Raw genomic sequence first — 17,911 nt, 5'->3', positions numbered from 1 at the left:
GTGTTCTCCCACCTGGCCGCCGAACTGCGCTCCGGCGATGTCGCCGTGGTCGGGTCGGATTCCTACGCCGACCTGGGCGCGCAGCTGATGAGCTGGGACGAGTGCGCGCCGCTGGCCGCGCAGTTCTGCGAGCAGGCCGGCCGAGGCCCCGGCGCTGGTCGAGTTCTACCGCCGCCAGCTCACCGGCACCGCGGCCGCGGTCGACGCGGGCTACCCGGCCAACACCGATCTGGTCCTCGAGGACGGCAAACCGGTGCTCAAGCGCCGCAAGGGAGCCGACCGGCGCCCGTCCGCGCTGGCACTGGAGCAGGCGGTGCACCAGCGGCTGCCCGAGCGCAGCCTGCTCGACATCCTCACCCGCGCCGCCTATTTGACCGGGTGGCCGCGGCATCTGGGACCGGCGTCCGGGTCGGACCCGAAGATCCGCGGCGATGTTCTGGGCCGGTACGTGCTCACCGCCTACGCCTACGGCGCGAACCTCGGTGCGACCGAGGTGGCCCGGCACATGCGCGGCCAGATCTCCGCCCACGAGCTCTACACCGCGGGCAACAAGCACTCCACCGCCGACAAGGTACACCGGTGCTCGGCGGATGTGATCAACGCGTTCACCAGCCTGGACGTGGCCGGGATGTGGGGCGACGGGCAGATCGTCGCCGTCGACGGATCGCAGATCGACACCTGGGAGAACAACCTGCTCGCCGAGTCCCACATTCGATACGGCGGCTATGGCGGGCTGGCGATGCGGTTCGTGTCCGACTCCTACATCGCGCTGTTCTCCCATTTCGTGCCGTGCGGGGCGTGGGAAGCCGTCTACATCGTCGATGGGTTGCTGCGCAACGAGTCCGACGTCCGACCGGACACCATCCACGCCGACACCCAGGGGCAGTCGCTGCCGGTGTTCGGCCTCGCCGCGTTGCTCGGGTTCGAGCTGCTGCCGCGCATCCGCAACTGGCAGGACCTGAACTTCTACCGCCCCGCCCCGACCACCCGGTACTCCCACATCGACAGCCTGTTCGGTGACAACGCCATCGACTGGGGTCTGATCGAGCGGCATTGGACCGACCTGCTGCGCACCGCGATCTCCATCCGCGAAGGCCGGGTGTCGTCGGTGACGCTGCTGCGGCGCCTCGGCAACCACTCGCACAAGAACCGCCTGTACCGGGCGCTGCGCGAACTGGGCCGTGTCATCCGGACTGTGACGCTGCTGCGCTACCTCTCCGAACCTGTTCTGCGGGAGCAGATCACGGCGGTCACGAACAAGGCCGAGGCGTTGCACGGCTACTCGGAATGGCTGATGATCGGCGGTAAGCTGATCGGCCACAACGACCCCGACCACCAGGAACGGGTGGTCAAGTTCAACGAGTTGCTGGCCAACTGCGCGATCTACTCGACCGCATTGGACATCACCGACGTCGCCAACGGCCTCGCCGCCGAGGGCTATCCCGTCGACACCGACGATCTGGCCACCATCACCCCGTACATCCAGCACACCATCCGCCGCATGGGCGACCTCGTGCTCAATCTGTCCCCACCCGAACAAGCGCCGGTCACCCGGCTCGACCTGGAACCGCGAGTGCTGTTCGGATCACGCGCGTGATCGGCCCCAGCGTCTGTATATAGGCCGGCACGGGCGAAGAGTACCCGCACGGCATGGGTTCGATGCTCTTCGCCGTGCTCGGCGTCGCCGCCCAGCTCGACGGCGACTACATCCGAGAGAAGACCCTGAAGTCCAGCAGGCCACTGCCGACTGCGGCAACCACGGCCGACCGGATACTTGCCTGATAATCAGCGCTCGAGCCACATCTAAATGACGTAAAGCTTTGCATAACAATCTATCTCCCGGTTTCGCCGACACGCCGGAGATGGGAATGGTGGGTGAACCTCCGGCTGAACATGCAGGTCATCGATGTTCGAGAATCAACTCGCTATTTGTTACTTGAGGGGCAAATGATTCCTGTGAGGTTCCTGAGCATCATGAGTTAGGTTACAAGAAGCGAGCGGGCCCGCCGCTGACCGAAGTCCCCTCACAGAGACAGGTGTCAGATGGCCAGAACCACGAAGTACCTGAATTTGTCACGCCCGAAACGTGCTTCACCAGCAAGAACGTTCCGCTCAAGATGCCGCAAACCCTCGCCGCTCTCGCACTCCAGGCGCTGGGCATGCCGGCGGACCAGGCCGCGGGGAATCGTCAACTCGATCTGACCGGCGGCACTCAGGCTCGACTGACCTCCCTGACCTGGGATGTCCTGCAATCCCGCCGCAGGGCATCGCAGGTCAAGCCCCATCCCTTCCGGATGCGCTATAACCGGTGGCTCTCATTCCCGCGCGGGAGATGATGCGCCGGCTGTCCCGGGCCCGCTCTCGGGCACGAGTACGACTGAGCCGAGGACGCGGCACAGGGCCAGCGCGAGTTGCGTGTCGAGTGGCTTGTCGGCGACGCCGCGGCCCAGTTGCAGCGAGGCTTTCTCCAGCCGGTAGCGGATCGAGTTGCGGTGGAGCATGAGCTGCGACGCCGTCGCTGAGTAGCTGAACGCGGACTCGAGGAACACGCGTACGGTGTCACGCTGACGAGCGGCGGCGTCGGAGTCGACCGCCAACTCCCCCAGCACCTCGTGAACCCAGGCGCGGGTGGCGGGGAGGTCGTCGATGAGTCGGGAGATCACCGGGATCCCCTCGTCCGCATAGGAGGTCACGCGCGCGGTCGGGTCACTTGCGACGCGCGCGATCCGAGACGCCTGGTGCGCCTGGGACCGGCTTGCGCGGAATCCGTCCGGTCCGAACCCAGGTGAACCGAATGCGAGGCGGGACCCACCTGCAGAAGCTACCACCGAGTCAAAAGCACGGGTGTCGACGCGGTGCACGCCACCAAACCACACGTCCGCCTCGCGCCGACCGGTCACTACCACGAGTGGATCGTCGCGACCTCCAAGCATCGCGCGGACCTGGTCGATGAGAGGGGCGAGCGCGGGGGTATGCGCGGGCTGGTCGGCGCGATCGTCGACCCACACTCGGCATGCCACGTGTACCTGGTCGAGTCGGTATTTGGTGGCAGCGGAGAACTCTCTAGGGGACACGTCCTCGGCCTCGAGGACACGATTGACCCAGGTGAAAGTGGTACGCGCAGCCCGCTCGTGGGAGGACCGCTGCTCCTCCTGATATGTGGCAATCACCTGGCGCGTGATCGCGTCGATGTATTGGTACAGCCAGCCCGCCAGGTGACGGTAGAGCGGCGGCTGCTCGTGAGGCGGACAGTCAATCTCCTGCACCTGGTCGAAGATGCGAGCCAGCAAATAGTGGGATCCCACGTGATAGGCACGACGCAATGAAGACTCGGGAACGTCCTGCCGCGCGAGCTCCTCGGCGTACCGGTGCGCATGCGGCAACGAAGGCAGGTCGGACACCTCTTTGGAGTGCGCAAGCTGATCGATCATGACCTCGACATTGTCCGTGACGCTGGAGTGGAGAGCGTCACGCATCGCCCGGTCGTCGAGCTCACCGACCGCAGCCGCGATCTCGGCGGTCATCCCGTGACTGATCGCATCGGTCTCTCGCTGGAGGCGCTCCCCGATCTTCCTGGTGAGTTCACGGAGCCGCTCGAGATTCTGCGGATCCACGCTGAGCTTGCCTGGAAGGCTCCAAGACTCAGTCATCGCGCCAGGTCTGCCAGCGCGGCGCGGGCGGCGTTCCAGCCGGCCATGCCGTGCGCGCCTGCTCCGGGTGGGGCGGCGGCCGAGCAGAGGTAGGCGCCGGGGACGCCGGTGGCATACGGCTGCAGAGTCACGCGCGGACGGAACACCAACTGCCGGGCCGTATTCGCACCGGTGATAATGTCGCCGCCCACGTAGTTGGGATTGGCTTGCTCGATCTGCGCCACCGACCGCGAACGCGTCGACAGGATCCGCGCTCGGAAGCCCGGAGCGTACCGCTCGATCTGCGCGGTGATGATCTCGGTGGCGTCGCCGCTCCAACCCGACGGCACGTGGGCGTAGACGTCGACGGGATGCACCCCGTCCGATGCACGCCCAGTGTCCGCGACGGACTGCTGCCCCACCAACACGAATGGCCGATCGGGCATCACGCCGCGCACCACGTCGCGTTCGGCGGCGGCGATCTCTTCGAAGTTCCCGCCCACGTGCACGGTCCCCGCACGCCGGGAGGGTTCGTACTCCCATGGGATGCCGCCCTCGACGGCATACGACACCTGGAACGCGCCGGGCCCGTGCCGGAACCGGCTGTAGGCGCGGGCGATCCGCGGGGGCTGCGCAGAGCCCAACACCGATGCAGCTGCGGCGGGCGCGGTGTTGAGCATGAGGATGTCGGGCCGGCCCAGCTCGCGGTGGTCGCGCACCAGGGCTCCGGTCTCCACCCGTCCGCCGTACGACTCGAGCGCCGAGACCATCGCCCGCGAGATCGCAGCCGAGCCCCCGCGCGCGACCGGCCAACCGTAGCGGTGCGCCGCGGTCCCCAGCGCCACGCCGATCGCCGACGACATCACCGAACCGAACGGCCGGAACGCGTGCGCTGCCACCCCGCCGAACAGGGCCCGCGCCCCATCGGTCCGCCAGCGCCGCGCGAGCACGGTGGCCGGCAACGCTGCATGGACACCGAACCAGCCCAGGGCGAAGGGGTGGCGCGGCACGTGCACCATCGGTTGGAGGAATTCGCCCACGATGTCGTGGAAATGCGCGGAGAGGGGGCCGAACATCCGGCGGTACGAGGAACCGTCACCGCCGAGCCCCGCGGCGGTCTCTTCGACGGACCGCACCACCGCGGCCCCCCGCCCGCCGTGGAGCGGGTGCGCGTACTGGACCTCGGGCCACAGCCACTCGAGACCGTGCGCGGCGAGGTCGAACTGTCGGCTGAATCCGGTATCAAACGCGAGCGGGTGGAAGCCGGAGCAGTGGTCGTGGAGGAGTCCGGGCAACGTCACCTCGCCGGACCGGGTGCCGCCGCCGGGGGAGTCGGACGCTTCCAGAACGGTCACGTCCACTCCCTCGGCGGCGAGTGTCAGGGCGGCGGCTAGGCCGTTGGGCCCGCTACCGACGACGAGGGCGGTGGTCATCAGTTCAGCCTGCCACCTCTGGTATGGGATCCCTACTGGCCCCTGCGGGAACATAGTCGGGATCGCGCCAGGTGACGGTGTAGTTGATCGGCCCGTTGGGCAGCCACGGCTGCTCTGCGAGCGCGTCCTTCACCACGTAGTAGCCGGTCTCGACCACACCGAGCGCCGCGTCGATCACCTTGTACTCGAGGGTTTTCTTGTGCAGTGGCTGCGACTCGGTCCAGACGGTGATGAACTCGCCGGGCTCGAAGTGGCACCGCTTCTGGATGGCGGCGATGGTGAAGGGGTTGAACAGGTGCCCGTCGCCGAACTGCCAGCCCACGAAGAACGTGCACATCATCTCGCCCTCGCGAAACCGGTAATTGTCCAGGTCGTCGAGGTGATCCATCATCAGCGACATATGGCCCCGTCCTTGAGAATTCAAGAGCCGGAAGGCGGCGGTCTTCTGGAGGAAGATCTCGGCGGCTTCAGGCCCGAACAGGCTGGACAGCTGGTGCTTGTGCGAGGTGATCTCGGTGATGAAGTCGGGGCTGTCCAGCTTGGCCTCGCAGCCGTTGTTCCGGAACGCCATGGTGGCGGACGACCAGTTGCCGGCGTACTGACGCATGGACAGCAGGAACGAGATCAGGTCGGGTCGGAAGTTGCCTACGATCGGCAGGGTGAGGGTCAAGACCGCGGCCGCCATCACGATCCAGGGATTGCTCGCGTCCCACACGGCGTAGCCGTCGCCGGCGAAGAAGCCGAGGAACACGAACGGGGAGAGGAAGCCGAAGTAGAGGTTCCATTCCTGCGGCATGGCCACGGCGAACATCGAGTAGATGAAGGCGTGGAAGCACGTCATGAACGCTGCGGCGAGCACTGCCACCACCCAGTTGGTGGTGAAGAGCAGGATTATCGGCACCAGGAACTCGACGACCGTGCCGAGGACGTGTGCGCAGAACCAGGCGAGACGGGAGGGCAGCAGGTCCTCGGGCACGTTGCGGTAGAGCGCGCGTCGCAGGGTCTTGGACTTGTTGATCGGCGAATTGGTGAGCATAGTCTGCACGGTGGGCGTGAAGTGATGCCCGATCTTGGACAGGAACGCGCCCCACCAGACGGCGAAGATCGCGATCTTGGCTACCACGATCATGTCCACGTGCCCGGCGGCGTAGTTGGTCAGGACACCAAAGGCGAGCAGCATCACGGAGTACTGCTCGGGGCGGGAGGCCAGGAAGGCGACCTTGTCCCGCAGTCCCATGACCAGCTGAAAGGCGATAAAAGCGATGAAGGGCCACATCGGCAGGAGGCCGGGCTCACTGTAGGCGGCGGCGGTCTGCTGGCCGGGCAACACCAGGCCCGCGACGAGGGAGGCGAGCATCCCGAGGTACAGCCACACGTCGATGGCCTTGCGCTCGTCACCGCCGGTCAGCGGGATCTTGCCGGGCCAGGGCGGGAGCCGCAGGGTACCGGTGCGGATCCAGTAGCGGTACCCGGCAGTGTTGGGTGTGAACTTGAACGCCAGCGGGCCCCACGATTCGTTGAAGCCGGTGGCAGACCAGAGCACCACCCACAGCATGGACTTCTGTAGGACGATCATCTCGCCCCACCAGGCGCCCAGGTCGAGCAGCGGCAAGCCGGGAGCGGTGAGGCCGATGAGAAGCCAGCCGGCGATGATGAAGAACAGGCCCTTGACCAGGTACAACGAGTGCATGATCTTGGGGGCGCCGAAGCCATAGTCCACCCAGTGCAGGCAGAGCAGCTTCATCCGCTCCATGGTCGGTATCTTTTCGAATTCTGCCGGGTCCACGTCGGGAACGTCGGCTTGGCGAAAACCCATGACTCCTCCTGGGGGCGAGTTGAGTGGTTGGTTTGGGCACGAAGAAACGAAAATCGACGATCGTCGACTGTCGATATGAGAAAAGAAGGGACGGAAGGGACACGGGGAGGTCGTACGACGACGGAGTGGCCTCGCCCTCGCGCGAGGTCAGCCGACGAGCGCCTTGCGCAGTCCGGGCTTGTCGATCTTCCCCACGGGGTTCTTGGGGAGTTCGGTCACGATGTCCACGGCGACGGGCACCTTGACCCGTGTGAGCAGGTTGCGACAGTGCTCGATCACGGTCTCGGGAGTCAGTGAGGCGTCCGGGTACGGGACCACAAACGCGACAGGCACTTCTCCCATCACGTTGTCAGGTCTGCCGATCACGGCCACTTCGAGCACACCGGGCAGACTGCCGATCGCGTTCTCGATCTCCTTGGGGTAGAGGTTCTCTCCCCCGCGGATGATCATGTCCTTGATGCGGTCCACCAGGGTCAGGTAGCCGTCGGAGTCGAGCACGCCCACGTCGCCGGTGCGGACCCAGCCGTCGACGATGGTGTTCTCGGTAGCCTCGGGGTTCCCGAGGTAGCCGGCCATTACGACGGGTCCGGTGATCAGCACCTCGCCGGTCTCGCCGGTGGGCACGTCGCGCAGCTCGTCGTCGACCACCCGGATGCTTTGACCGGGAAGGGATGGGCCGACCGTGCCGATCTTGCGGAGGCCGACGAGGGGGTTGATGGCGGACGCGCAGGTGGCTTCGGTGAGGCCGTAGCCCTCCAGCAGCGGGGCTCCGAGCATCTCCTCGGAGGCCTGGAGCAGTTCGCGGGTGGCGGGGGCGGCGCCGCAGATGGCGAAGCGCAGCGAGGACAGGTCGGTGTCGCGTTCGGCGGCCTTGGTCACCAGGAGCGCGAAGATGGTGGGGACGCCCGAGAAGTAGGAGGGGCGGTGCTTCTCGACGGCGTGGAAGAAGGTGTCTGGAGAAAACTTGCCCACCACGGTCAGTTGGGCGCCCACGCGCAGCGACGCGAGGAGGCTCACCATGAGCGCATTTGCGTGGAACAGCGGGAGGATGAGAAGGCAGTGGTCACTGGTGGTGAGCGCCATCACCTCGACGATCGAAGCCGTCATGGCATCGGCGTTGCCATGTGTGATCATGACGCCCTTGGGTCGGCCGGTGGAGCCGCTCGTGTAGATCACCAGGGCCATGTCGCTGTCCGCGAGTTCGACCGGTGCAGGCACCTCCCCGGTGGAATGTTCGGCGAGGTCGTCCACGGCGATTGTTGGCTTGCCGCCGGTGGGGGCGCCGGGACCGGCGTTCACGACCAGCGTGGCGCCGGCATCGGCGATCTGATGGGTGGCCTCCTGTTCGGTGAAATTTGGGTTGACCGGAGTCACGGCGGCGCCAAGGCGCCAGGCGGCAAAGATGGCGACGACAAGCTCGCTGCGGTTGGGCAGCATCACGGCCACAACGTCGCCACGACCCACATCTCGTCCGGCGAACTGGGCGGCAACGGCGGCCACCCTCGCGTCGAGTTGCTCGAATGAGAACTCGCGGAGGTCGTCTCGGATCGCGGGTGCAGACCCGAACGGCTCAGCCAGCAGCCAAGGGAGGTAAGCCGGTGCCATGTGCACTCCTGTGCAGTAGATGGATGTATGTGACTTGGAACACTACGGCGGGCTTCTGCGCAATACATTGGCTGCGATGACGAACTTCATAGGAGCAGTAGTGCACGGTGCACAATTAAGGCGAGACCCCCGAACGCCTCCGCCCCGCCGGTGTGCACCTGTGGTCGCGATAGCAGCCATTACTGCCCTGGCGGCTCGCCGGCATCCATAGTTCGTCGCAACCACGGCGAACCTCGTCGCACTCAGCGCGAAAAAGCCGGCCCCGCGCCGCAGTATCTACGACGAACTCCTAGGTCCGACGGGGGGCGTTTGCAGGTTGCGGGTCGTTTTGCAGGTTTGCAGGGTGCCTGCAAGGGCGGGTGTGGAGGTGGTGGGCGTCCCGTCGGCTGGGTGCGTCTGGACCGTGCCGGGTCCGGGGGTGCTGCAAACACGTCTTTTCGTTTGCGACCCCGGGGTCGGGGCGGTAGCTCCCTGCGGTTGTCGGCCGGGACGGGTGCCGCCGGGTCGGTCTTCCCTATCGGGGTGGTCGTTGCGCCGGTTGTGGTCGATCCTGGAGGCTGCCTGGGGTGTGTGGGAGAGCGAAGCAAATTGGGGGAGGCTGTGCGGCGACCGGTACGTCCGGCGGTCCGCCCGGTGTGTCGGGTTGGGGTGCACCCCAACACCACGCCGAACCCGCCAGAGAACTGCGTCAGAAAAGAGTCTGATCGCGTATTGATTGACACCTGTTAGTCAGGTCATAGATTCCAACCTGACATGTTCGTCCGTCCGAAGGAGTCGGTGATGCGCGTCGGGTACATCCGGGTCAGCGCTGTCGACCAACACACCGACCGCCAGCTCAATGGCATCCAGGTCGATCGCGAGTTCACCGACCAAGCCTCGGGCAAGGACGTCGCCCGCCCCCAGCTCGACGAACTGCTCCGATTCGTCCGCGCCGGCGACACCGTACTCATGCATTCGATGGACCGACTCGCCCGCAACCTCGACGACCTGCGGCGAATCGTGCGCAGCCTGACCGACAAGGGCGTACGGGTCGAGTTCATCACCGAGCAGCTCACGTTCACCGGCGACGATTCACCGATGGCGAACCTGCTGCTGTCGGTGATGGGCGCGTTCGCCGAATTCGAGCGCGCGCTGATCCGGGAACGCAAGGCCGAAGGCATTGCCAAGGCGAAGGATCGCGGGGTGTACAAGGGCCGCAAGAAGTCCCTCAACCCCGACCAGGTGCTCGCCCTGGTCGACCGCGCCGCCAGCGGGGAATCAAAGACCGTGCTAGCCAAGGAATTCGGGATCAGCCGCGAAACCGTCTACGCCTACCTGCGGGCCGCGCCCACGTAGTCCCTCATCCCGCCTGACCAGCACCAACACCCGGCCGCGGCCCCTTTCCGGCGTATTCGGTTCCTACCCCACGTTCGGCCTGGGCGGTGCGATACGTGAAGTCGACGCCTTTCACGCTAGCTGCCTGCTTCCACTCGACGCTGACTTCGGCGTTTCCTTCCCAGATGAGTCCGAACCGAGCGCGGTTGGCGAGGAGTTCTTCGAGTGGCCGCAGGACCTCAGGTGGGGGGCCGCCCAGGATCGGTTCTCTGTCGTAGACATCGTCGAGCACACTGGCAGGACGGACGCCGACAAGGTCGCCAAATCGGGATCGGCGGGAGAGCGAGGTTCCGTAAAAGGTTGCGACCTCATGCCAGCGAACTGCAGCGGGACCGTAGTGGGCAGGATGCAGCATCCGGAGAGTTGTGCCGAAGACGTTTCCCATCCATGGCTGCCCGGCCGCGTCGTACAGGTGCGGGTATGCGAACGGGTCGAGCCACTGAGACGGCTCAATTTCGGAATACTCGGACCAGGCGAGCAGTCTGTCCCCGCTGGTGGTGATGTGGCTCTCGGACACCACTCCATTGTGAGCGCGAGCCACCCCGATTCTGGAAAATCCACTGCTTCGAGTCCGACAGATATGGCATTGACCGGTCACTGATCGCCGATCGGGCACAGATCGTGCAATCGCAAAGCGAGGCACCGATATGGTTCGGTGGTGCCCGAAATTGCCAGCCGGCGCCGCACCCAACCACCGCCGCCTCACATCGTCTACGAAGCCCTCACCGACCCTGATCGTGACCCAGTTCGTCGGTGGCTGATCCTGCACAACGACGAACAACGTCCCACGATCGCAGAAGCGGTCGAACCGAACCTCGTCGTTTGGACTTCAATCTGGCCGTGGCGTCCGGATGCACGGATCCGCTTCGACATAGTGGGCCCTCCCCACGGCAGCACGACTTTGTCCTGGACGTTGATCGTCGACGACCCGATCCCGGACCGGGAGACGACCGTCCGGATGCGCAAGCGAGTGAACGAACTCGTCAATGCGAACCTGCGCTTCACGTTCGGTCGATAGTCGGCCGATCGAGGATCGACATTCGGGCCGACCGGAAGGACCGCCGAAATCATCGGCGAGTGCCACCGCCGTCCGACCGACCTACCCGGGTTCAGCGGCAAGGGCCGATAGTTTGTCGAGGTGATCGTCTCTCATGACGCGCCAGATACGTTTCGTCACTTGCCGTTTCAGGCAGCGCATCGCTTCCCGTGGGGTCTTGCCGTCGTCGATCTTGCGGCGGTAGTACTCGTGGCCCGGGCTGCTCGGGGTGCGGGCCTGGGTAACGGCGACGACATGGATGGCGGAATTCAAGCTCCGGTCGCCGGCGCGGGAGAGTCGGTGTCGTTGCTTGTCGGCGATGGCCACCTCGATGGGGGCGGTGCCGATGTAGGCGGCGAATGCGGCTTCGCTGGCGAACCGGGTCGGGGTGCTGGTGCGGGCGAGGATGCGGCAGGCGGTGATGGGCCCCACGCCGGGGATCGTGGGCAATCGGGTGCCGCAAGCAGCGAGTTCGGACTTGATCCGGGTGGTGAGTTCCTCGATCTGAAACCGGACGCGGCGCAGATCCCCGACTAACTCGAGGCCGATGTTCTTGCGCATCACGTCCGCCGGGTTCGCGGCCTGGAACCGTCGGAGCTGGGTGGCGGCGTCTTCGGTGTCGAATTTCCGCTCGACACCGCCCGGCAGGAGTTCCCGCAGAAGGGCGTGGAGCTGGTTGACCAGGCGGCCGTTGTGCTTGACCAGGTCGATGCGGCGTTCGTCCAGGAGGCGCAGGACGTCGGTCTGCCCTTCGGGGGCAACGGGCCGGAAGTCGCCCTGACTGAACGCGACGCAGGCCGCCGCGGCGGCGTCGATTCGATCGTTCTTGCGCCGGCCACCCCGGGAGAGTTCACGAACCCGGGCGGTGGCGGTCGAGGGGATGTCCACGACCGCCTCGCCTTTGCCGACGAGCCATTGGGTGAAGTGGTGGCCAAGTCCGGAGGTGTTCTCCACCGCCCAGATACGGTCGGGCCACTGCTTGGACCAGGTCATCAGTTGGGCGTAGTCGTCGAACGAGGCATTGATCCGAATCGAGCCGAGGTCCTTGTTGGTGGTGGAGTCGACCGCTGTCGCGGTATGCGTCGACTTGTGTGGGTCGATACCGATCACGAACACTGGGTGCGTGCCTTCCTGTTGGTGGGCGGGGGTATCCGCAGCTGGCATTCCGACTTTCGGCCACCGCGCGGGTGACGTCCCTGTGTTGAGCCAAGCCGCGAACGGAGACCGCAGGAAGAGCACGACCCTCTGTGAGCCAACCCTCCGGCCGGTCGGGCGGCAGGAAGCCAGCGAGCCATCCCCACGGTCTCCCTACGGCACGCTACGAACCCGTCGGTTCGAACACGAAGCCGCCCCGCTATACAAGTCGGAAGCTGGTCCTCGACGCGACCACGGTTGCTTCCTGACCAGCGTGTTTCGGGACGGGTGCCGGCTGCTGCCCGAAATGCGCTGGGCGCCCGTCTCGCCCGGTTGAAGTGCGGCTTCCGGACGTCGGTGAGCGCCGGATTCTGTCGGTTGCGCCCGACGGCGGCTTACGGTGCGGAAGCCACCTGTTGGACGATCCTGTCGTCGGCTCGAACCATTGACTCGAAAGTGTGTTCGAACTAAAATTCAAGGATGGGGCTCGGGGGAGATGTCCAGGGGGCGTTGTCGGACGAGATTCTGGCGACCGCGGTCGGTGATGCGTGGCGTCTGGCCGAGGCGGAGTTGCTCGATTCGGTCGGGCGTATCTCGGAGGAGATTCAGCGACTCGAAGCCTTGCGTGTCAAGCTCGTCGGGGCCGTCGACCACCGCTGCAAGGTCGATGTGCTGGGGTTTCCGAACGCCAAGATGTGGCTGGCTTCCAAGACGTTGCTCGAGGTGGGCGCGGCGGGGCGAATCGTGCTGTTGGGCCGAGGTTTGCGTCTCCAGCCGGAGATCGCGGACGAGTACTTCGACACCAACATTTCGGCGGAGCACGCAGCGCTGATCATGAAGTTCTGCGAGAGGCCACCCAAGGGCATGCCACTCGAAGCGATGGATGACTGCCGAAACGCGTTGCTGTTCGCCGCAACCGGTCCCACCGCGAACACGGACGCGGTGCGCGCCGTGATCGCCAGGTTGGAACGCGCCTTCGAGTCCGACGATCCGCCGCCCAGTGAAGACGCCGACCTCAACGAGTTCCACGCGTCCAAGACGCTCAACGGCCGTGTCGCCGTCAAGGGCGACCTGGATGCCGTGACCGGTGAGATGCTGCTGTCGGCGCTCTCCGGACTGTCCAAGCCGCGGCCCGCGCAGGACGGAACCAAGGACCCCCGCACTCCCGGGCAGCGGCGGGCCGATGGGTTCACCGAACTCCTGCGCCGCTATCTCGACTCCGGGGTCGCCGGCGAAGAAGGCGGCGAACGACCGCACGTCTCCGTCCACGTGAACGTCAAGGATCTCGCCGACCACACCGACTGCAGTGCACGAGCGCAGCAGGATGCCGCCGCCTCGCCGGACGACTCGCTCTTCGCCGTCGAGGGGGTGGCGTGGACCGAGTGGATGGGGCCACTGAGTCTCAGGGCAGCCCGGCTCCTCAGCTGCGATTCGATCTACACGCCGATCGTGCTCGACGACAACGGGGCGCCACTCGACCTCGGCCTCTCCACCCGGACAGTCACGAAGAGGCAGCGAAAAGCGTTGGTGGCGAGGGATCGAGGATGCGCATTCCCCGGGTGTGGTGCGCCGCCGTCCTGGTGCGAAGGTCACCACATCGTTCACTGGTCCGCAGGCGGGCCGTCCGACATGGGTAACCTGGTGCTGCTCTGCGGCTTCCACCACCGGCTGCTGCACCACAGCGACTGGGAGATAGAGATGGGAGCCGACCGGCACCCCACATTCATTCCACCCCGGCAGGTCGACTGGGAGCGAAAGCCGCTGCCGGCGCACAACCGGGCCCGGCCCCGCGCCTCCTGACCACGCGACACCGCGCACCACGCCGACTCGGTGACAGGACAAATCCTGTCGCCGAGCCGGCATGCCGTCATGGCGGGGTCCGCCGGCCATCTGTGGGAGTACTGGATCAGTCGGCTGCAGCAGCCGGCACCGGCGCGATCGGTCCGCAGGTACCCCGCCCAGCGGACCGAGTGCGCTTCCCTGCGGTTGTGTCCTCCCCCCGACACGCGGGTAGTTGGTAATTCTTCGGCCAGGATGCGGCCGCCATGACTGTCGCGTCCAATCGCGCGGACCCCACTGCGTCGATTACCGCCGAGGTGACTTGTAGCAGCAGGCGGGCGGATGCTCACCTCAGATGACATGTCCGCCCCGAGAAATGAAACAAACCGATTGGCCCGTTTTCTGGTAACGTCTGCTTCGTCATGGTGGTCACATGACGACGCGGACGTCTCGGGCACACGAGTCGGTTCACGCGAGGGGTGGAGTGCAGGTGTCGCCTGAGCTGCTGGTTGGGCGGCACCTGCACCCAACGCGCTCGCACACGCCGGGTCGCACCGCTCTGGCAGGACGGCAACGCGCTGACCGTGCGCGGCGCACCTGGAATGGGCGGGCCGGTGTCCACATTCCCGCGGGCGGGTGCACTCGGCGAAACAGTGCATTCACGCCACCGTTGGGACGACAATTCGAAGATGAACTCCACCACCGAAGATCAGCACATCAGCGTGGTGCGACAACGCCTGGCGGCACGATTTCCGACCATCGATTCCGGAGTGATCGACCAGGCGGTCGACACCGCGCACCACCAGTTCGACGGACGACCAGTACGTGACTTCGTTCCGTTGCTCGTCGAACGCGCTGCTCTCAGGTCCCTCACTGACGACACCTAGCGCACGGGTTCGGTGTTGGGCTCACTCCCGACGCGGATGCACTGGTCGGCCGCAACGTCCCGCCATACGGGACCCCGCCGAGCCGATGGTGTCGGTTCGGCACCGACGTCAGCGAGGCGGGGTCGAGGTGTCGCATCCTGATGGGTCGACATCGGTTGCCGCGACACTCCCTCAGCGTAAGCGTCGCCCCGAAGTGTCGGAGAGAAAGCGACCGGGATGTCTGGGTGAACGTTTTCGGGCGTCTCGGTGGTCGAACTCCCGGTGCGGCTACGACTGACCCGCTCCGCGCTGGCCGCCGTCGAACCGCCCTCGTCCGGCCCATCGTGCCACGGGATACCAGGTCGGCGGTGGTGGATTCCGCGAAACGCTCGTGAACTTCTGAACAACACGAAGACGTCGAGGGGCTCGAATGGTTACGCTCTGCATGCTTTTTCGTATCGGTTGCAGTACGTACTGAATGGGGATCGGCATGACGAACATCAGCACAGCTCGGCCTGGATACAGATCCTTCACCCGCCTGGCGGCGGTCGCAGGTATCGCCGTACTTGCCATGGTGATGGGTAACGGCACCGCCTCGGCCGGTGTCGATAACTCCAGTTCCGTCATCGACGCGGACGGCAACCGCATCGAGGTCCTGCAGGGCGACACGCAGTATCAGGTCGTCCCGCCGCTCGACGGCGTACCGACCAGCGTCGAGTTCTTCCACAACGGATACGCCGCGGTGAACATCAGCGGTCCCGACGCCGCGGAGTTCGAGGGCACACAGCTCACCGTCGGATACCAGATCGGTTACCCGGTTGCGCTGGCCGGTGCGACCATCGTCCTCAATTCGCCCGGCCTCGGGTTCGCGATCGGGTCGGACACCGGAATCGACCTGGGGCTCGTCCCCGACTTCACGCTGGATCTGAGTGCGGGGACCAACGCGGAGCTGGCGGGTGACATCATCCCGTCGCAGGAGCTGGACATCGACCTGGAGCCGGGAGGTATCACCGAGGTCCCGCTGCTCGAGGGTCAGGAGTTCGACGGACCCGAGGCGCTGGTGCGGTTGCAGGGCGTTCACGGTTCCATCTCCGGAGCGATCGGACCGGTCACCATCCGACCGTATGCGAAGGCCGTCACAGCCAACGGTGACACCGTCATGACCTACGGTATGCCGCAGAAGCTCAACTGACCGGTGCTGGAACAGGTTCCGTGGAACGCAACGGGTCGCCATCCCGATCGTGGATGGCGACCCGGCGCGGTTGTTCGCCTGGCGCGACAGCGCCTATGGCGCCACTAGCAGCGACACGCTACTAGCTCCTGGATCTTTTCGCGGGCAGCCCGCTCGATGAGCAGGAGCACGAAGTCGTGTACCGTCCGGTCCGCGAACCGGCTGTGCGCAGAGCGTACAACCTCGTCGATGGTGTCCCGGGAGACGTCCGGGTACCGAGACTGGAGGCCGTCGATGACCCTGGTGAGATGGAGGCGCTCTTCATCGTTCCGCCGAATTCGGCGATGGGGTCAAGCCGCACCGAAGTCACCGGTTCGCCTCGTCCTCGGCGGGTCCCGCTCTGGCCGAGACGCTGTTCACACCGCGGGTCGGGTCGCTGACATGGGCAAACGCACCGCAAGCCAGGGCCTGCCGCTCCCGTCAGAAGCGCGCATCACGTGGGATGCAAGAACTGGTGTGCGCGAATCTGTGACGAAGGGCATCACCGGAGCGGATCGTCGAGAATGGTCAACTTGCACCGGCCGACGGAGGCCGCACGATGTCGGTGCCGGGTCGCCTGCCGCTTTCGACCCCTCACCTTGACTCGCGACAGAACTGCCGGAGTCGGTGAAGGCTCGCTGAGCGAAAGTAGCTAATCGTCAATCATTTCCACTGCGCTGGCGATTGTCCCATCGGCCACGCGACAGCGGACGTGCGGAATTTCCTATCGCGCGGGCGTACTCCTCCTATCGTCGCTGCATGCCACCGCCCCGGCGCGGGCCGGGACGGGAGTTCGCGGCGCGGCGTTCACCGCACCGCCACCCCCGGCTGCTGAGGTGTCTCCGGGAAACACGGAACAACCGAGGAGATGCGGGTGGCGCGAATAAGACTCGAAGGTGTGTCCAAACAATTCGGCACCGCGCAGGTAGTGCGTGAGGTCGACCTCGACATCGCCGACGGAGAGTTCATGGTTCTCCTCGGACCGAGCGGGTGCGGGAAGTCGACGCTGCTGCGTCTGATCGCCGGCCTCGAGAGCCCGTCGTCGGGCCGCATCCTATTGGGCGAGAACGACATCACCAGGACACCACCCCGACAGCGGGACGTTGCGATGGTGTTCCAAAGCTATGCCTTATACCCGCATTTGACCGTCGCGAAGAACATCGGCTTCCCCTTGCGTGCCCGCAGACGGTCGAAGGACGAGATCCGGGAGCGGATCACCACCGTGGCGTCGGCGCTCGGTCTGCAAGACCACCTGGACCGGCGCCCCGCCCAGCTTTCCGGCGGACAACGCCAGCGGGTGGCGCTCGCACGGGCGATGGTTCGCGACCCCGGGGCGTTCCTGATGGACGAGCCGCTGTCGAATCTCGATGCCGCGTTGCGTAGCGCGACCCGCACCGAGCTCATCGACCTGCACCACCGGCTGAGATCGACATTCCTGTACGTCACCCACGACCAGGTCGAGGCGATGACGATGGCGACACGAATCGCGTTGCTGAACAATGGGACGATCGAGCAGGTCGGTACACCGACCGAGCTGTACGACACTCCGCGTTCGACGTTCGTCGCCGCCTTCCTCGGCGCGCCACCGATGAATCTGTTCGACGCAACGGTGATCGAGCGGGCCGGGAAACTGCACCTCGTCGCCGACCGCGTCGATGCACCACTCGGGTTGTTCGCCGGGCCGGCGATCGGACCGCAGAAGGTGACCGCCGGCATCCGGCCGGAACGCATCCGGCTGAACGGCACCGATGTCCAGCTCCGCGGTGTCGTCACCGCATCGGAGAACCTGGGCAGCGAAGAGATCCTGCACGTCACCGTGGGCGGCACCGTCATTCGCGTCCGCGCTCCACGCCCGGTTGCCGCGCAGGTCGGCGACGCCGCCGCGTTGAGTGTCAGCCCCGAGGACATTCAACTGTTCGACTCCGGGACCGGCCGCCGGCTGGTCTGGCACGTTCCCCACGAGCACGGGGCATCGCCACGCGATGCCCCGCTGTCGGTGGCATGAGCGCCGGCACGGTTCACGAGCCCC

General features: G+C 65.8%; 15 protein-coding genes. 8 read left to right on the top strand and 7 right to left on the bottom strand.

The genetic code is table 11. The features are described from left to right. The first annotated feature begins 253 nt into the window (after positions 1-253). Both FND50_RS37480 and FND50_RS37475 read left to right on the top strand, forming a co-directional pair. Positions 254-1,597, top strand: coding sequence for a transposase (locus FND50_RS37480; RefSeq protein WP_260850846.1), 1,344 nt, complete (start codon positions 254-256; stop codon positions 1,595-1,597). Positions 1,598-1,650: 53 nt separating this feature from the next. Continuing rightward, complete coding sequence (locus tag FND50_RS37475) at positions 1,651-1,782, top strand: hypothetical protein (protein WP_257226303.1); 132 nt, start codon at positions 1,651-1,653, stop codon at positions 1,780-1,782. A 533-nt stretch (positions 1,783-2,315) separates the two neighbouring features. Here the strand turns inward: FND50_RS37475 and FND50_RS35415 are convergent. The 4 genes from FND50_RS35415 to FND50_RS35400 all read right to left on the bottom strand — a co-directional run bounded on the left by FND50_RS35415 (position 2,316) and on the right by FND50_RS35400 (position 8,483). Further along, entirely contained in the window at positions 2,316-3,650 is a 1,335-nt protein-coding gene (locus tag FND50_RS35415) for a CdaR family transcriptional regulator (protein WP_144288864.1), read from the bottom strand. Then, the gene (locus FND50_RS35410) at positions 3,647-5,062 is read right to left on the bottom strand and encodes an NAD(P)/FAD-dependent oxidoreductase (RefSeq protein ID WP_144288863.1); all 1,416 of its coding nucleotides are present in this window, start codon (positions 5,060-5,062) and stop codon (positions 3,647-3,649) included. The genes FND50_RS35415 and FND50_RS35410 overlap by 4 nt, the downstream gene beginning before the upstream one ends. A 4-nt stretch (positions 5,063-5,066) precedes the next feature. Beyond that, positions 5,067-6,878: a DUF3556 domain-containing protein gene (locus FND50_RS35405; protein ID WP_144288862.1), complete on the bottom strand. Its 1,812-nt coding sequence runs from the start codon at positions 6,876-6,878 to the stop codon at positions 5,067-5,069. Between the two features lie 147 nt (positions 6,879-7,025). Continuing rightward, a complete protein-coding gene (locus FND50_RS35400; RefSeq protein WP_144288861.1) occupies positions 7,026-8,483 on the bottom strand; it encodes a class I adenylate-forming enzyme family protein in 1,458 nt (485 codons plus the stop codon). Positions 8,484-9,263: 780 nt separating this feature from the next. On the opposite strand from FND50_RS35400, the gene FND50_RS35390 reads away from it, so the two are divergent. Then, positions 9,264-9,818: a recombinase family protein gene (locus tag FND50_RS35390; protein WP_144289265.1), complete on the top strand. Its 555-nt coding sequence runs from the start codon at positions 9,264-9,266 to the stop codon at positions 9,816-9,818. A 4-nt stretch (positions 9,819-9,822) separates the two neighbouring features. Here FND50_RS35390 and FND50_RS35385 read toward each other — a convergent pair whose 3' ends face one another. Further along, positions 9,823-10,374 (bottom strand): hypothetical protein, encoded by a 552-nt coding sequence (locus FND50_RS35385; RefSeq protein ID WP_144288860.1) that lies wholly within the window; start codon positions 10,372-10,374, stop codon positions 9,823-9,825. 141 nt (positions 10,375-10,515) lie between these two features. Here FND50_RS35385 and FND50_RS35380 point away from each other — a divergent pair, with 141 nt between their 5' ends. Then, the gene (locus FND50_RS35380; RefSeq protein ID WP_144288859.1) at positions 10,516-10,875 is read left to right on the top strand and encodes a hypothetical protein; all 360 of its coding nucleotides are present in this window, start codon (positions 10,516-10,518) and stop codon (positions 10,873-10,875) included. An 81-nt stretch (positions 10,876-10,956) separates the two neighbouring features. On the opposite strand, the gene FND50_RS35375 is transcribed toward FND50_RS35380, so the two are convergent. Further along, complete coding sequence (locus FND50_RS35375) at positions 10,957-12,003, bottom strand: IS110 family transposase (protein WP_260850844.1); 1,047 nt, start codon at positions 12,001-12,003, stop codon at positions 10,957-10,959. Between the two features lie 504 nt (positions 12,004-12,507). Here FND50_RS35375 and FND50_RS35370 point away from each other — a divergent pair. From FND50_RS35370 to FND50_RS35360, 3 genes are all read left to right on the top strand, one after another. Beyond that, on the top strand, positions 12,508-13,827 hold the full coding sequence (locus tag FND50_RS35370; RefSeq protein WP_144288858.1) for an HNH endonuclease signature motif containing protein: 1,320 nt from the start codon (positions 12,508-12,510) through the stop codon (positions 13,825-13,827). Positions 13,828-14,495: 668 nt separating this feature from the next. After that, on the top strand, positions 14,496-14,693 hold the full coding sequence (locus tag FND50_RS35365) for a three-helix bundle dimerization domain-containing protein (protein ID WP_144288857.1): 198 nt from the start codon (positions 14,496-14,498) through the stop codon (positions 14,691-14,693). A gap of 469 nt (positions 14,694-15,162) precedes the next feature. Next, positions 15,163-15,864, top strand: a complete 702-nt coding sequence (locus FND50_RS35360; protein WP_144288856.1) for an MspA family porin — start codon at positions 15,163-15,165, stop codon at positions 15,862-15,864. A 104-nt stretch (positions 15,865-15,968) separates the two neighbouring features. Here the strand turns inward: FND50_RS35360 and FND50_RS38020 are convergent, their stop codons facing one another. Next, positions 15,969-16,139 (bottom strand): three-helix bundle dimerization domain-containing protein, encoded by a 171-nt coding sequence (locus FND50_RS38020; protein ID WP_397494251.1) that lies wholly within the window; start codon positions 16,137-16,139, stop codon positions 15,969-15,971. A 617-nt stretch (positions 16,140-16,756) separates the two neighbouring features. Between FND50_RS38020 and FND50_RS35350 the strand changes: the two genes are divergently transcribed. After that, complete coding sequence (locus FND50_RS35350) at positions 16,757-17,887, top strand: ABC transporter ATP-binding protein (protein WP_186301208.1); 1,131 nt, start codon at positions 16,757-16,759, stop codon at positions 17,885-17,887. Positions 17,888-17,911: the final 24 nt, after the last annotated feature.

This window comes from Rhodococcus sp. WB9, assembly GCF_007558985.1.
Lineage (GTDB): Bacteria > Actinomycetota > Actinomycetes > Mycobacteriales > Mycobacteriaceae > Rhodococcus_F > Rhodococcus_F opacus.
The sequence above is the reverse complement of the archived record's forward strand: the minus strand, read 5'-3'. Positions and strand labels throughout refer to the sequence as shown.

Excerpts from the sequence above, each read along its gene's own strand:
- FND50_RS35410 (WP_144288863.1), bottom strand. The coding sequence starts at position 5,062 with ATGACCACCGCCCTCGTCGTCGGTAGCGGGCCCAACGGCCTAGCCGCC.
- FND50_RS35405 (WP_144288862.1), bottom strand. The coding sequence starts at position 6,878 with ATGGGTTTTCGCCAAGCCGACGTTCCCGACGTGGACCCGGCAGAATTC.
- FND50_RS35390 (WP_144289265.1), top strand. The coding sequence starts at position 9,264 with ATGCGCGTCGGGTACATCCGGGTCAGCGCTGTCGACCAACACACCGAC.
- FND50_RS35360 (WP_144288856.1), top strand. The coding sequence starts at position 15,163 with ATGACGAACATCAGCACAGCTCGGCCTGGATACAGATCCTTCACCCGC.
- FND50_RS35400 (WP_144288861.1), bottom strand. The coding sequence starts at position 8,483 with ATGGCACCGGCTTACCTCCCTTGGCTGCTGGCTGAGCCGTTCGGGTCT.
- FND50_RS37475 (WP_257226303.1), top strand. The coding sequence starts at position 1,651 with ATGGGTTCGATGCTCTTCGCCGTGCTCGGCGTCGCCGCCCAGCTCGAC.
- FND50_RS35415 (WP_144288864.1), bottom strand. The coding sequence starts at position 3,650 with ATGACTGAGTCTTGGAGCCTTCCAGGCAAGCTCAGCGTGGATCCGCAG.
- FND50_RS35365 (WP_144288857.1), top strand. The coding sequence starts at position 14,496 with ATGAACTCCACCACCGAAGATCAGCACATCAGCGTGGTGCGACAACGC.
- FND50_RS35370 (WP_144288858.1), top strand. The coding sequence starts at position 12,508 with ATGGGGCTCGGGGGAGATGTCCAGGGGGCGTTGTCGGACGAGATTCTG.